Consider the following 15,378-nt stretch of genomic DNA (forward strand, 5'->3'; position numbering starts at 1 on the left):
CCGCACGCCAATCTTCAATAGCCTAAGTAAAAAATGAGCTCATACTTTAGACAGCTAAATCAACTTAAAAACCAACAAAAAAAGACGCCTAAGCGTCCTTTAAATTATTAATTTTATGTTAAAAGTTAAAACGCTGGTTGTCGTCTCGGTATCGCGCTCAAAAACTCCATACGTGCTTGATTGTCATGGACAAATTCACCCAGCATCGCTGTTGTACGGGTGGTTGAATGCTGCTTGTTCACACCGCGCATCATCATACACATATGCGCTGCATCCATTACCACTGCCACGCCGCGACAGCCGGTCACATCCATAATAGTCTGGGCGACCTGTTCACTTAAGTTTTCTTGAACTTGTAAACGACGAGCAAACATATCTAAGATACGCGCAAATTTCGATAAGCCTAATACTTGTCCATTAGGCAGATAGCCGATGTGGGCGATACCATGAAAGGGCAGCATATGGTGCTCACATAATGAATAAAATTCAATGTTTTGTACCAATACTAGCTCACGGTTACTCGATGGAAATAGTGCGTCATTGACGACTTCATCCAAACTTTGATGATAGCCTCGAGTTAAGTGAGCAAACGCTTTCGCAGCACGCATAGGCGTCTCTTCAAGACCAGGACGCTCTAAGTCTTCGCCAGTTGAAGTAATCAATTGGCGATAGGATTCAATACTTTCTTGATAATCTGATGTTATTATTGAGGTGTTACTCATAAGTTTGGTAGCCATCCAAAATGTGGGTATAGCTTAACGCTAAATCCTATTTTGTAAAGGATTTTTATAAGGACTGTGCAAGCTGGGAAGGGCTGTGATTATACTTGAAAACCGCTTAACTTCATACCGCTATGGCTATTCTTAATGCTTTAATAAGCAATTATCCACAATAAAGCACTAATAGTTTACGACTGTTTACTTAATTTGATTCGTGTATAATTGTTTCGTGTACAATAACCCATCTGATTATCTTATTGCCACTGTGCAACCTTATTGCCACTGTGCAACTTTTATTTATTATATCGAATCTATATGCAATGTATTCGATCGGCCAACAAGGAAATATTATGCTACTTCAAGGACAACGATTTGTCGTCACCGGCATTGCAAGCAAACTTTCTATCGCATGGGCTATCGCCGAAGCGCTGCATCGTGAAGGCGCGTCTTTGATTCTAACTTATCCGAATGATAAAATTAAAAAACGTGTTGATATGGCCGCTGAAAAATTCGAGGCTGATTTGGTACTTGAGTGTGATGTGGCCTCTGATGATTCTATTGCTGCCTGTTTTGAGCAAGTAACCGCGCATTGGGGTGACGGTATTGATGGCGTGGTGCATGCGATTGGCTTTGCGCCGATGGATCAGCTCAATGGCGATTTTACCAGTGCTACAACGCGTGAAGGCAGCCAGATTGCCCACGATATCTCAAGCTATAGTTTTGTGGCACTTGCCAAAGAAGCGCGTGAGCTACTAGCCATGCGTCATGGCTCTATGCTGACTTTGACTTACGAAGGTAGCATCTCAGTATTGCCAAATTATAATGTCATGGGCATGGCAAAAGCCAGTTTAGAGGCCAGCGTCCGCTATTTAGCAACCTCAATGGGCGGTGAAGGGATACGGGTTAATGCTATCTCAGCAGGGCCCATTCGAACTCTTGCGGCCAGCGGCATTAAGTCATTCCGTAAAATGCTCGATATCAGTGAAAAAATAGCCCCGCTCCAGCGTAATATCAGTCAAATGGAAGTGGGTAATGCGGCACTATTTTTATTATCACCTTGGGCATCAGGTATCACAGGTGAGATTATGTTCGTCGATGCAGGTTTTAATACCGTTGCTATTAGCGAGCAATTGATGATGCTTGATGAGCCAAATCAATAATTTAACCACAATACTTTAAATTACTAGTAGGTAGCAATTAATCATTAACGCTTAGATATTCGTTCCTATGAGCATAATGAAGGCAGCCAAAAGGTTGCCTTTTTTAGTTATACTAGTGGCTTTTTTAGGGTAATGAGCTCTTAGGCGGTAGATATGTTAACCAAATTACCGAGGTGGATACTGTGGGGCGGGGCAGTGTTAGCATTTAGTGCTGGCTGCGTCAATACGGCAGCGCTGATGGAATTTACCAATCTATCTGTGTCGCATGTTACTGGAAACGTTAGTTTGTTTTCAGCAGCCGTAGCACATTTCGATGCGCACAGTATCTTATATATCAGCGCCTCACTATTGTCATTCTTAGCAGGGGCAATATTAAGCGGCTTTGTAATTGGCCAAAAATCTCTAAAATTAGGTAGAAGTTATGGTGGCGCGGTTATTCGTACCACCCATTTGACCGGTTTGACCTCTGATGTGGGCGCAGCAATAGGCAATTGGTTAGCAGGACGACCAATTAGCAAGCCCGCCCTCGGTTTTTAAGCCGTCATCTGGTATTGTTTCTATGCTGGCGGGGTAGTGGGTGCATTTTTGTACGCTAGAGTCGGCTATGGCGCGTTATTCGTACCGATTATTATTGTGCTCACAGCTGCATTTATTTATAACCATGCATCTGATGACTTGCCAGAAAAACGTCAGTCCAGACGAAAAAAGCGCTCATTAAATGAATAAGCGCTTTTTAAATTGAATATATATTCTTTAAAATACAGCAGCTAGCGTGGTTAAAAGTGTCTGCTATTTGTCGTCTTCTTCATGGTTTTCATGCTCGTGTAAGCCCTGCATCATGTCGAGCGCTGAATCATCGGTACGCTGCTGATCTTCTTTAGCAAGTCTATCTTGATTAATATCTTTTGGTGACATTTTAGTTGTCGAGTCAGTCTTTTCACGATTTGCCATGGGATACTCCTGTTGGCTTTTATCCACTTTTAATTAGGTATATAAAACAACCTCTTGATTATGGGTCAATCCTTTTATTTTGTACAGGATGTAATTATGTCAATTTGGTGACGATGTGTAATGAGTCATTTGTTTACCTGAATGGTTAAAAATAAACAATTATCATTCACCACAGATAAAATAATAGTAAAGGGTATCACTTTTTATATTAGGTGAACAGAAACTATTCTGGCAGAAAAAAGTTCTGTTATGATGGCGGGCATTGTAGCGAGGATATTTTATAGCAGTAAATTATCGCTAAAACATGCTATTTACGTTAAGATTTTTTATCCTTCTCTCTGAGTGCAATTGCAATAAGGAAGTTTTATGCCAGAGCAAAAACTAGACAGCCATATTCCCGATGATGGTAATGAGTATTTATTTACAGACACTTTTCCAAAAGGTACGGGTAAAGGATTGATAGTGGTGGTGATAGCCGCGATCCTCAGTATGATTATTTATAATGTACTGCCTTTTGATATCAATGCCAACAAAGGTCTATCCTTGCTGTTTTTTATTGGTACGCTATGGCTGACTGAAGCAGTGCATGTGACCATTACTGCGCTGTTGGTAGTGATTGTGGGCACGCTAATTAGCATACCAGACTTTGATGCCAAAATCGGCTTACAAAGCTTCGCTAGTCCCATTATTTACCTGTTCTTTGGTGGTTTTGCATTGGCAGCAGCTTTGCATGTCCAGCAGCTGGATAAAAAGATTGCGCTAAAAATATTGTCAATGTCAGGTGGCAAGTTGGGTACTGCGGTATTCTTAATATTTGGGGTGACCGCATTTTTATCGATGTGGATATCGAATACCGCTACTGCGGCAATGATGCTACCGCTTGCGCTGGGAATATTAACGCAGGTAGACCGCGAAAAAGATCGTGGCACTTTTGTGTTTGTACTCTTGGGTATCGCTTATTCAGCAAGCTTAGGTGGTCTGGGTACTATCGTAGGCTCACCGCCCAATGCCATTGCAGCAAAAGCGCTCGATATCACATTTATTGATTGGATGAAGTTTGGCGTACCGATGATGTTGGTGTTGTTACCCGTCTTATTGGGTGCCATGTATTTGGTGCTGAAGCCCAATCTGAATCGTAAAGTCACTATTGCGCAAGAAGTGCCCATTGAGTGGAATAAACCACGGGTGTTGACTATCATCGTCTTTATTGTGACGGCGCTGAGCTGGATATTCTCCAAAAAGATTGGTGCGGCGTTCGGTATCGCGGATACAGATGCTGTCATTGCCCTATCAGCGGCAGCAGCCGTGGTTAGTTTAGGACTGGTATCATGGAAACAAGTCTCTGATAATACCGACTGGGGTGTACTCATGCTGTTCGGTGGTGGTATCGCCCTGTCAACGGTGTTAAAAGTCTCTGGGGCATCTTTGGTACTGGGGGAAACGGTCGCCAATGCTCTGTCATCTGCGCCGCTTATCGTAGTGATGATTGCGATATCAGCCTTTATTATCTTCTTGACGGAGTTTGCTTCTAATACGGCTTCAGCTGCGCTGTTGGTGCCGGTATTTGCAGCTATTGCAGAGCAGATGGGTCTACCGCGTGAAGTGCTGGTCTTGGTCATTGGTATTGGTGCATCGTGTGCCTTTATGCTCCCTGTTGCTACCCCGCCTAATGCGATTGTCTTCGGTACTGGGCTTATAAAACAGTCAGAAATGATACGTACGGGTGTGGTGCTCAATATCATTGCCACGTTTATCGTTGGACTATGGGCATATTTTTTCTTAATCTAAAGTTTATTAATTCAATGCTATATTAATAAACAAAAAACCGATGTCTGGTCGTATACTGGACATCGGTTTTTTTGTGCTTAAATAAGATGAGTTTAAAGGCAGTTAATCAAAAACTACTCAGGATAATCAACCCATATCCAACCGTTCTCTAACCATTCCATCAAATCGTCTGGATCAACATCTGCTATATCGTCAGCGTTTATATTCTCACCATCTGCTAAGCGTATCAGCAGCGCTGTAGCGTAATTATCGAGACCGTCTAGCCGTTGACCATCAGCATTATATCAACGTTTATCAGCGCTCCGATGCCAATACTCTGATGCGGTTATCTCACTGACCTGCCGTATAATTGAACGTAAAAGGAAACTAAAAAAATGAATCCATGGAAGCGCCGTGATGTGACTATCGAAATAGCGGGAGCGTATTATTTACTCGGCCGCGAACTCATTGATACAGAGATTACGGAAATCATGCGTAAAATAGAGCAACTCCTCCACACTCGGCATATAGCATCAAGTGCAATTGAAGGATTGAACGCAACCTTGCGAACTTATGTTTATGCAAGGAAAGGAGTTAATCAAGGTTTCTTAGAATTATTTAAAGCTTGGTATAACCTGCGCGAACGTCGTAATGGGCAGCGTAAAGGGGTCTCTGAGTATGAATCATTAACCGGAAAATGTGTTAATGATTGGCTGACACTTCTGGGCTTTCCTTCCTCAAAAACCGCTCACTAAAACACCCATTTTCACCTAGATTATCTTACCGGTTCCGCATTTGTTGAACTGGCGACAGAGTGTGGATTGTTACCCTAAATAACCTTGATTTGATCGGTCTCATCAATTCAACCAGCAGAATTAACGACTTCTAGCTAACGCGATCGCGTTTCCAAACCCTCACTAAAAGCAAAGTCCATTGTTGTCAGCAAGCAAGGTATTTTAATAAGGTTTGCCGTTTGCAGACGGCCTTATATCAGCCTGTAAGCGTTGACCGTGACACACTTAAAGTACATTATTAACCTTTCCTGATTTTTAAACTGATGCCAGTTCTTACACCAGAGGCGATAGTTTAATCGTTTAATTAAGGTTAGCTTTAATTTTTAATGCTATTACTTTGTATTCAACATTCCGCACCTATTCACAATAAACTGATTTTATAAGCCTATTTTTATTCTAACGTGGATAGATAAATCAGAAAACCATTTTATATCATGTTGTGATTAATTTTTGGTAAGGGAAATGGGTTGTATTATATTTTAATCATTTGACATAAGGTTTAACTTGCCGCTAAAGCAAACGAGAATGCGCCCCGATAATGTTCGAGAGTCAATAAGGATGTCGCTATCGCTCCGCTTGCTTTAGGTGGAGAATGAACGCCACCTAAAGCTATTTATATCTATCGCTGAAACGATGGTTGCGCTATCCATCACCACCCAAACCAATTCGCTTAGGCTCACTGGCTATGGATGCCGTATTCCGCGCGTTTTCGATAAATATTATTGCGAGATCATTTCATTAGCGATGGCAACAGCATCTTTGATTGTCCGCGAGAATTGAATTTCCCCCGGTTTATAGCGGACTCCAGCACGGCGTAATTTCACCACCATTCTTGGTTCTAAGTTATTAATAACTAATCCTATATGTTGTCTGGCAAGACTATCCTTAATCGATTCAATGGTGACAATTGCACTCATATCAAGCATATTAACCTCAGACATATCCAGTATAACAACGCGAAGATCCGGCGTAACAATGGAAATACTTTGCAGCGCTTTTTGCGCAGATCCGAAAAATAATGGCCCGTTAATATCATAGATTACAATATTATCAGCGAGCTCACCGTGGAGTTCATGGTTTTTTTCCATTTCGGTTGTCTGGGTCAGCGTAATACTTCTGCGGATAAACAGCAGAGCGGATAATCCCATTCCCACTGCGACAGCAACCGTCATATCAAAGAGTACCGTCAGTGAAAAACATAAAATCAAGACAATAACATCATCCCTTGGCGCGACTTTAATAGTGTGAATAAAGTGTTTCGCTTCACTCATATTCCATGCTACTACCAATAATAAAGCCGCCATTGATGCCATCGGGATATAAGCGAGTAAAGGCGTAAGCGCCAGTATTGAACCAAGAATAAACAAACTGTGTACTACGGATGCGAGCGGCAAACTCCCCCCAGCTTTAATATTAGCAGCGGTGCGGGCAATGGCTGCGGTTGCAGGTATGCCACCAAATAACGGGGCAATCATATTACCAATCCCTTGCCCGATAAGCTCATCATTGGGATTATGTTTTTTGCCTGACATACCATCAGCGACGACCGCGCATAACAGTGATTCAAGTGCGCCCAGTATGGCAATGGTAATCGCAGCGGGTAATAACATTTTAATAAGAGCAAAACTCAGGCCAATTGGATTACCATTGGCATCGGGTAAATTCCATGGCCACTCAAATGCCGGCAAAATTGCTGGGATGCCATCACCAATTAGACCATTGACTTCATAATGAAATCGACTAGCAATGGTTGCAACAGAAAAATCCTGACTTAGCAGGCTAAATAACCATGCAGAGATGGAGCCCACAAGGAGTGCGATCAGATGTCCCGGTATTTTAGATCGCATGCGAGGCCAGAGTAATAATGTGATAATAGTCAGTGCACCAATTAACAATTCCTGCCAGTTAATGGTGGGTAATGAAGACACTATCAATAAAAGTTTATCCAGATAGTCCCCATTTAATGCTTCTATATTGAGACCTAGAAAATCTTTTATCTGCAACGTACCGATAACAACACCAATACCGGCTGTAAATCCGATAATAACCGGGTAGGGAACAATCTCAATAAGTTTGCCAAGCTTGCCAACCCCCATCAATATCATAATGATACCTGCCATAAAACCACTAACGAGCAGTCCCCCTATACCAAACTGTTGAACAATTGGCAATAACACAACGACAAACGCCGCAGTGGGGCCTGATATATTCACTTTAGAACCGCCACTAAGGGCAATAACAATGCCGGCCACAATAGCCGTGTACAGTCCATGCTGAGGTGGAACACCACTTGCAATGGCTAACGCCATAGATAGCGGAAGCGCAATCACGCCGACAGCTAACCCTGACAGAATATTCTCTTGAATATCTGAAAGTGTTATTTTGCTTGCTAAGGATTTTCTTAATGCTGAAAACAATGTGTACTCGCTTATTGAGCGCTAACGCCCTAATCTGGGAAATCTAATCAGTTTGGTGGGTTAAAATCAAGAATAAGTCTTTGTTGCCACACCCGTCGCTAACAATGACTTAATCAAAAACGCTGCTATCTCTGATTTTTCCTATGCAATCGAGGAACGCTTATTGGCCAGATTCCCGATCAGGCGACATAGTTAATAAGATGCGAACTTGCTCTGATTAATAAAGCTGTTTATGGTATTGACATTTTTATAAAAAATGAGTTAATCAGACTTGAATAGTAAATCGCTGATGCTGTTTGTAGAGATAGCATGTCAGCTTTGCTAAGAATCGTTGAATTATTAAAACGATTTGTGTACTTTATACGCCTTAGAAGTTGATTTTGAAAGCTATATTAACGTTATACCAAAAGAATTAATGAAGTGATCAAGTATTGAACAGGAATCCAGTATCACCAGATGCCTGCCAATCTCCTTCAATGCAGGCTGAGCAGGCTGATTCTTAATTTCTAGATGTTTTTCATTAAACAATAGACATGCCCTTGTACGTTCACCTTATCTTGACAACGTCATGTGACAGTTCAAATAATTCAAGGGACTAATATGACTAATGGCAATACTTTATTTTGATTAAATAATCGTCTCATATTGAATATCCTAGTTAAGATAATTGCTAAGTTAGACAACCAACGCCCGGTTCAAAACCGAGTTTTTGCCGTCCGCTGAAACCGGTTATTTGCGGCCAAAGGATGCAGGTAAGGTTAAATCAGCCACCTAACGAATCAGCTGGTTCACTCTGCTTGAACGAGTTCATCAATCGAGGATTCCTCGGCGTATCAGGGATGAGTTCAAAGGTCATAGTAAATAGTAAAAGGGTAAGCATGGTTTAAGATCATCGAAAGGTTTGCAGCTACTTTCTATTTGCAGTTATCTTCTAATATGACTTACCAGCTTTGATGTTAGCGTCGAAACTTACCTGCCATCATTATATCATTCAGGTCAATGGTAGCAATAGAATGTCATCTTGATTAAACCGGCACTAGTGAATAGTCCCTGATAATTGTTTTATTTATCAAACGAAACAGTTGTTCTTACAGTAACAATGCAACTTTATTAAAAGGATTGATATGGATCTTATATTTGATTACGCCACTCTCAACTTCGATAGTGATTGAAAAAAGAAAAGCATCTCACTACTCTATTGTTTTCGACTAAGAATCTAACGGAGTCATGAGATGCCTATAGATGAATTTATCATCAATATCTATCTAACGGTAGAGCATTACTACAAAATAATCGTCATCGAATCATTAAGAACCGGTGGTTACGCTCCTAAACTCAGTGATCCAGAGATTATTTGTATGGAAGTGGTGGGTGAGTTTTTAAACAGGGATCAAGACAAACGGATTTGGCAATACTTTAAGCAGCATTGGCAAGCATGGTTTCTAGCGATAGGCTCATATCCTAACTTTGCCAAGCACTGCGCCAATTTATGGCAGGTTAAAAAACGGATACAGGATAAGGTCAGGCATCTAGAAGGGAATGATCACATTCATCTCATTGATGGTTTTCCCATACCGGTATGTCATTATGGACGAGCCTATCGGCATAAAAACTACCAAGATCATGCCGCTTTTAGTTATTGTGCCGCTAAACAAGAAAAGTATTATGGCTTTGAGGGGCATCTACTGATTACCCTATCGGGCATGATTAAAGGCTTTACTATCGCACCTGCTAATGTTGATGAAAGAAAGGTTGCGCCTGATATAACCGGTGATATTCATGGGTTGCTTGGGGCTTATAAAGGATATATCAGTCCCAACCTCACTCACTACTATTAGTCTCAGAGTATTGATTTGCAAACGCCACTCAGACGTAACATGGCAGAGGATAGACCTAAACCTATGTTAAGACGTTTGATGAAAGTCCGCCGTACGGTTGAAACCGTCATTGGACAGTTATCAGAACGCTTTAATATACAAAAGGTATGGGCAAAAGACTTATGGCATTTATCACATCGGCTTATTCGTAAGATACTGTCACATAATCTGTGCTTTATGCTCAATAAACAACTCGGAAACCCGCCACTTCAATTTGAGCTGCTTATTTCAAGTTGAGAGTGGGGTAGTCCATATAAAAACCCGATGTCTCAGTAAGTTGGACATCGGGTTTTTTGTGCTTAAATAAGATGAGTTTAAAGGCAGTTAGTCAAAAACTACTCAGGATAATCTACCCATATCCAACCGTTCTCTAACCATTCCATCAAATCGTCTGGGTCAATGTCAGCAATATCGTCAGCGTTTATATTCTCACCATCAGCTAAGCGTATCAGCAGCGCTGTAGCGTAATTATCGAGACCGTCTAGCCGTTGACCATTCGCGTATAAGGTTGCGCCTTTAGCCGTTTGGTTATAAAGTAAACGATTGCTATAGTCGGCTTGTAGTGTGGCACCTTGCGCTAACGCTTGTATCAGCTCATCAGTATTCATCGTGTCTTCAGGTACTAACGCATCATATTGACGCTTACTGACCACTTCACATACCGCTTGGCGAATAATATCAGCACCACGCTCCGACTGTAATAGTTGCAATAATTGTGCGGTGATGGCATCTATACTTTCCGCTTGTAACTCACCTGAAGCTTGTGGCGCTTGTGGCAAAATCATCGGAATAAATAACTCACTATCGTTGGTCGCCACATCGGCAAGACTGTCGATAACTTGCATTACATTAGGACGACGGCAGCCAAATGAAAAGGTCATACAATCGTCTTGCGCCACGCCAAAATGAGATAATTTAGGCGGTACATATAGCACATCACCAGCTTCTAAAATCTCATCAAAGATAATCTCACCCATATCATCAAAAATACGAATCGGTTCATCGGCAACAAATTCAGTCTGCTCATCACAAAATTTGCCCAGCTGCCAACGGCGCTGACCATAACCTTGTGCTAAGAACACATCATAATCATCATAATGTTTACCAACCGAGCCACCTTTGGGGGCATAAGACACCATAATATCATCACGCTGCCACTGCGGAATAAAGTCAAGGGCTTGCCATAATTGCCCCAACTCAGGCGACCACTGTTCTAAATTTTGTACCAATACCGTCCACTGCTCGGGCAAGTTGTCAAAGTCTGCTTCGGTTAACGGGCTTTTTTTGAGTTGCCATTGTGATGTGCTCGTTTGGTTATCTGAGTTATCATCGTCGTTATAGTTGCCGTTACTGCTATCAGCCTTGCCGTTCTTTATAGGGATAGATTTTAAATCGCTCACTGACCTTTGAGTGATTAATCTTGCCGAAGCCTCTTCATCGAGTGCCAAACTTAAAATATCATCCGGCTCAAACATACCGATCAGCTGGGGTAACCCTTGCTTAATTAATAGTGGCTTTTTTTGCCAGTATTCTGCTAGGAACTGTTCCGGTGTTATAGCATCGGGTAAACAAAGCTTTAGAGAGGTCATTGATGAATCCATATCATTTAATTGGTTTGAAATAATGCATAGGTTTGCTTTAGAAAAGCAATTTAATAGTTTATGATTACCAGTTATCTAATTACCAATACTTATTTGCTGTTATCTGGTTATTATTCTCTAATTACTGATAGCTAATGGCTTATATAAGCTATCTAATCAACCATAGGACATTCATGAAAAAATTACAAATTATTGCTCTACTTGCTAGCATATTCCTACTACAAGCTTGTGTGCACAAACTGGTTACCGTACCGGTTAAAGTTGCCTATAAAACCACTAAAGGCGTGGTCAAAGGTACGGTCGCCGTCACCAAAGCCATCATACCTGGCGGTGATGAAGACGATGATAATAAGAACGATAAAAAATAAAACCTTACTCCTCTACTAGGTTTTTGAAGATAAATCCTAGTATTCAGAGTAAGGTTATAGAGTAAAGTGATATAAATTAGTGACTAGTAAATACTGATTTATATCTTTTATTTATTAAGCCTATTACTTATCAAGCTTGGCAATCCATTCTTTAATGCTATGCGCTTGCTCAGCGGCATTACCAATATAAGTGGCAGGGGTCATCTCACGTAAGCGTGCTTTATCACTATCGCTAACCGCAGACAGCTCATCGCTTTCAACGAAGGTTAACATCGCTTCACGAGTCATGGCATTACCACGAGTTAGTGCTTTAAGCTTCTCATAAGGGTTTTCAACACGGTAGCGGCGCATGACGGTTTGAATGGGCTCAGCCAATACTTCTTGCGCTTGCTCAAGGTCGCTATTAATACGCTGTGGATTCAATTCAAGTTTGCTAACCCCTTTTAGGCAAGCATCATAAGCAATCATACTTTGTGCCAGACCAACACCAATATTACGCAATACGGTCGAATCTGATAAGTCGCGTTGCATGCGTGAAATCGGCAGCTTTTCGCCCAAATGTGCCAGCATGGCATTAGCTACACCAAGGTTGCCTTCTGAGTTTTCAAAGTCAATCGGATTAACCTTATGCGGCATGGTAGAAGAACCGACTTCACCATCTTTTAGGCGCTGCTTAAAATAGCCTAAGCTAATATATTGCCAAATATCGCGGTTAAAATCGATAAGAATGGTATTAAAACGCTTGACCGCGTCAAACAATTCAGCAATATAATCATGGGGCTCAATTTGCGTGGTATAAGGGTTAAACGTCAGCTCAAGATGCTCATCAATGAACTGCTCAGCATGTGCTTGCCAATTAACATCAGGATAGGCGGCATAATGGGCATTATAGTTACCGACTGCGCCATTGATTTTACCTAGTAGTTCCACCTGACTCACTTGTTTAATTTGACGGGCTAGACGATAAGCGACGTTGGCCATCTCTTTACCAAGTGTGGTTGGGCTTGCCGTTTGACCATGAGTGCGTGACAGCATCGGTTGGTCAGCATGAGTAATCGCTAAAGCAACAATGCTATCGGTCATTTGTTGCATTTTATCGAGTACGATTGTGCGACTGTCTTTTAGCATCAAGGCATACGATAGATTGTTAATATCTTCACTAGTACAAGCAAAATGGATGAATTCTAGCGAGTCGTTAAGGGCTGCCTGACCACGAAATTTATTTTTGATAAAGTACTCAACCGCTTTCACATCGTGATTGGTGGTTGCTTCGATATCTTTAATCGCTTGTGCATCTGCTTCACTAAAATCATCAACAATAGCGTTTAAAAAGGCGTTAGTATCGCTATCAAATGCTGCTAATTCACCAATGGCTTTATTATCAGCCAAGGACTGCAACCAGCGAATCTCAACGGTGACGCGGGCTTTAATCAGACCAAATTCAGATAAATAAGGGCGCAAGCTATCGGCTTTAGATGCATAGCGGCCATCAATCGGGGAGAGCGCGGTAAGTGGGGTCATGGTAATACCTCAAGTCGTTATAAGTGAAAGAAATTAAAAATAAAGCAACGTTTAAAAAATTAATAAAAATATAAAATGGTATTGTTAATCTGCCCTAAAACCCACACGGCGCATCAATAGACGCAATAACACCGCCACCCAAGCAAACCTCACCAATATAAAATACGGCTGACTGACCAGGAGTCACGGCGCGTTGCGGCTCATCAAACACCACTCGTACTTCGCTGCCATCTTCATTAATAGCGTTTACAGTGCAAGCTTGGTCGGGCTGACGATAACGCGCCTTTGCCATACAACGTAGACCCTCAGCGCTAAAAATATCAGCAGGCGGCAGCCCATCGACCCAATCGAGCTTATAAGCGTGTAGCTCGGTACTTAACATCATCGGATGCTCATGACCTTGTCCAACGATTAGACGATTTTTATCTAAGTCTTTTGCCAATACAAACCACGGTTCTTCCGGACGGTCTTTAACACCGCCGATACCAATACCGCCACGCTGACCTAAAGTATAATACATCAGTCCATCATGGGTGCCGATGACATTGCCATCATCAGTAATAATTTCACCTTTTTGGGCAGGTAGGTACTGTTGTAAAAAGTCTTTAAAGCGGCGCTCGCCAATAAAGCAAATACCAGTAGAATCTTTTTTATTAGCCGTAATCAAATCATACTCTTCGGCAATCTGACGGACGACTGGTTTTTCAAGTTCGCCCACTGGAAACAAGGTTTTAGCAAGTTTGTCGCCGCCGACGGCATGTAGGAAGTAGCTTTGGTCTTTATTATTATCAAGGCCACGTAATAGTTGCGCGACAAGCGTGTCATCCGCATTGGTATAAGTCACACTGCGACGGGTATAATGACCGGTGGCAATATAGTCGGCACCAAGGGTTAGGGCATAATCTAAAAAGGCTTTAAATTTAATTTCTTTATTACATAAGATATCAGGATTGGGTGTCCGTCCGGCTTTATATTCAGCTAAGAAATGCTCAAAGACCCGGTCCCAATACTCCATTGCAAAGTTGGCGGTATGTAATTTGATGCCAATCTTATCGCATACTGATTGCGCGTCCGCTAAATCGTCCATCGCGGTACAGTATTCGGTGCCGTCATCTTCTTCCCAGTTTTTCATAAACAACCCTTCTACCATAAAACCTGCTTGCTGCAGCAGAACGGCGGATACCGAAGAATCAACCCCGCCTGACATGCCGACAATTACCCGCGTAGTAGTAGGATTGTCAATATCAGTGAGGGTTAAAGCGCGATGGGCGCTGAAAGTAGTTGATACTGGTGTGGTTGATACATTTGGCATGGTTGACATAGCTGACATAAAAAGTGCTCAACAACTTATGGTAAAATAAGCGTCATATTATAACAGCTAATTGAAAGCGGTGGCGAGGCGCGCTCCTTTCTAGTTTAAAAACTTGCACAATAATTTTAATAGATGCTTGGATACGATCAGCGTTGTTGACTTGAATTTCTTTACTTTACGTTCATCGAGTAATGGCTGGAAAACTTTATGCAGCCTTTCGAACTACTGTAAAGCCATCAAATAAATTTTTAACAGCCACGATGATTGTGATAACTATTTATTGATGACTGACCGTGACTGCTTTTTTTAATAACCTTTAATAGACTTTGGAATAATCATGATAAAAATTGGTCAAGGTATCGACGTTCACGCCTTTCATAATAATGGCCAACAGCAACAATATGTGATGCTAGCCGGTGTACTTATTGAGCATAGCCATAGCTTGCTTGCACATTCTGATGGCGACGTGGTGCTTCATGCGCTAGCCGATGCGCTACTTGGCGCGTTAGCGCTTGGCGATATTGGTCAGCATTTTCCTGATACTGATGCGGCGAACGCTGGTCTTGATTCGCGGATATTGCTGCGTTATGTGTATGGTAAAGTCCAAGCAGCGGGCTATATATTAGGTAATGCTGATATTACCGTGATGTGTGAATATCCGAAACTTGCGCCCTATAATCAAGCAATGCGTGGCAATATCGCTAGCGATCTACAAACCGCCATTAGTAACGTTAGTGTTAAAGCAACGACCACTGAAAAACTTGGCTTTACTGGTCGGCAAGAGGGCATCATGGCTAATGCCGTGGTATTATTAGTGCCGAGTGATAAGTAGGGTTCAACACCTAGCGATAAATTCCAATATTTAGAGTTTAGTTGTCCAATACCTGATGC

Annotated in this window: 11 protein-coding genes and 2 pseudogenes; 7 read left to right on the forward strand and 6 right to left on the reverse strand. The window is 41.8% G+C overall.

The annotated features are described in order from the left end of the window. Nucleotides 1-125: 125 nt before the first annotated feature. Complete coding sequence (folE, locus tag AAEY88_RS00915) at nucleotides 126-722, reverse strand: GTP cyclohydrolase I FolE (protein ID WP_350557768.1); 597 nt, start codon at nucleotides 720-722, stop codon at nucleotides 126-128. Nucleotides 723-1,069: 347 nt separating this feature from the next. Between folE and AAEY88_RS00920 the strand changes: the two genes are divergently transcribed. Both AAEY88_RS00920 and AAEY88_RS00925 read left to right on the forward strand, forming a co-directional pair. Next, a complete protein-coding gene (locus tag AAEY88_RS00920) occupies nucleotides 1,070-1,879 on the forward strand; it encodes an enoyl-ACP reductase (protein WP_350557770.1) in 810 nt (269 codons plus the stop codon). A 153-nt stretch (nucleotides 1,880-2,032) separates the two neighbouring features. Beyond that, a pseudogene (locus tag AAEY88_RS00925) lies at nucleotides 2,033-2,605 on the forward strand (YoaK family protein). A 63-nt stretch (nucleotides 2,606-2,668) separates the two neighbouring features. On the opposite strand, the gene AAEY88_RS00930 reads toward AAEY88_RS00925, so the two are convergent. After that, entirely contained in the window at nucleotides 2,669-2,830 is a 162-nt protein-coding gene (locus AAEY88_RS00930) for a hypothetical protein (RefSeq protein WP_350557772.1), read from the reverse strand. Nucleotides 2,831-3,196: 366 nt separating this feature from the next. On the opposite strand from AAEY88_RS00930, the gene AAEY88_RS00935 reads away from it, so the two are divergent. After that, nucleotides 3,197-4,618 (forward strand): DASS family sodium-coupled anion symporter, encoded by a 1,422-nt coding sequence (locus tag AAEY88_RS00935; protein ID WP_350557774.1) that lies wholly within the window; start codon nucleotides 3,197-3,199, stop codon nucleotides 4,616-4,618. A gap of 374 nt (nucleotides 4,619-4,992) precedes the next feature. Next, nucleotides 4,993-5,352: a hypothetical protein gene (locus AAEY88_RS00940; RefSeq protein ID WP_350557776.1), complete on the forward strand. Its 360-nt coding sequence runs from the start codon at nucleotides 4,993-4,995 to the stop codon at nucleotides 5,350-5,352. A 758-nt stretch (nucleotides 5,353-6,110) separates the two neighbouring features. Here the strand turns inward: AAEY88_RS00940 and dauA are convergent. Further along, a complete protein-coding gene (dauA, locus tag AAEY88_RS00945; protein ID WP_350557778.1) occupies nucleotides 6,111-7,808 on the reverse strand; it encodes a C4-dicarboxylic acid transporter DauA in 1,698 nt (565 codons plus the stop codon). Nucleotides 7,809-9,040: 1,232 nt separating this feature from the next. On the opposite strand from dauA, the pseudogene AAEY88_RS00950 reads away from it, so the two are divergent. Further along, nucleotides 9,041-9,922: pseudogene (locus AAEY88_RS00950) on the forward strand (IS982 family transposase). A 98-nt stretch (nucleotides 9,923-10,020) separates the two neighbouring features. Here the strand turns inward: AAEY88_RS00950 and AAEY88_RS00955 are convergent. Continuing rightward, nucleotides 10,021-11,274, reverse strand: a complete 1,254-nt coding sequence (locus AAEY88_RS00955; protein ID WP_350557780.1) for a cupin domain-containing protein — start codon at nucleotides 11,272-11,274, stop codon at nucleotides 10,021-10,023. Between the two features lie 185 nt (nucleotides 11,275-11,459). Between AAEY88_RS00955 and AAEY88_RS00960 the strand changes: the two genes are divergently transcribed. Then, nucleotides 11,460-11,654: an NF038104 family lipoprotein gene (locus tag AAEY88_RS00960; protein ID WP_350557782.1), complete on the forward strand. Its 195-nt coding sequence runs from the start codon at nucleotides 11,460-11,462 to the stop codon at nucleotides 11,652-11,654. A gap of 123 nt (nucleotides 11,655-11,777) precedes the next feature. Here the strand turns inward: AAEY88_RS00960 and purB are convergent, their stop codons facing one another. Continuing rightward, a complete protein-coding gene (purB, locus tag AAEY88_RS00965) occupies nucleotides 11,778-13,175 on the reverse strand; it encodes an adenylosuccinate lyase (RefSeq protein ID WP_350557784.1) in 1,398 nt (465 codons plus the stop codon). Nucleotides 13,176-13,269: 94 nt separating this feature from the next. Further along, complete coding sequence (gene mnmA / locus AAEY88_RS00970) at nucleotides 13,270-14,496, reverse strand: tRNA 2-thiouridine(34) synthase MnmA (RefSeq protein WP_350560387.1); 1,227 nt, start codon at nucleotides 14,494-14,496, stop codon at nucleotides 13,270-13,272. A gap of 328 nt (nucleotides 14,497-14,824) precedes the next feature. Between mnmA and ispF the strand changes: the two genes are divergently transcribed. Continuing rightward, complete coding sequence (gene ispF / locus AAEY88_RS00975) at nucleotides 14,825-15,319, forward strand: 2-C-methyl-D-erythritol 2,4-cyclodiphosphate synthase (RefSeq protein WP_350557786.1); 495 nt, start codon at nucleotides 14,825-14,827, stop codon at nucleotides 15,317-15,319. Nucleotides 15,320-15,378: the final 59 nt, after the last annotated feature.

The sequence above is a fragment of the Psychrobacter sp. CAL346-MNA-CIBAN-0220 genome (assembly GCF_040309805.1).
In the GTDB taxonomy this organism is placed as follows: Bacteria; Pseudomonadota; Gammaproteobacteria; order Pseudomonadales; family Moraxellaceae; genus Psychrobacter.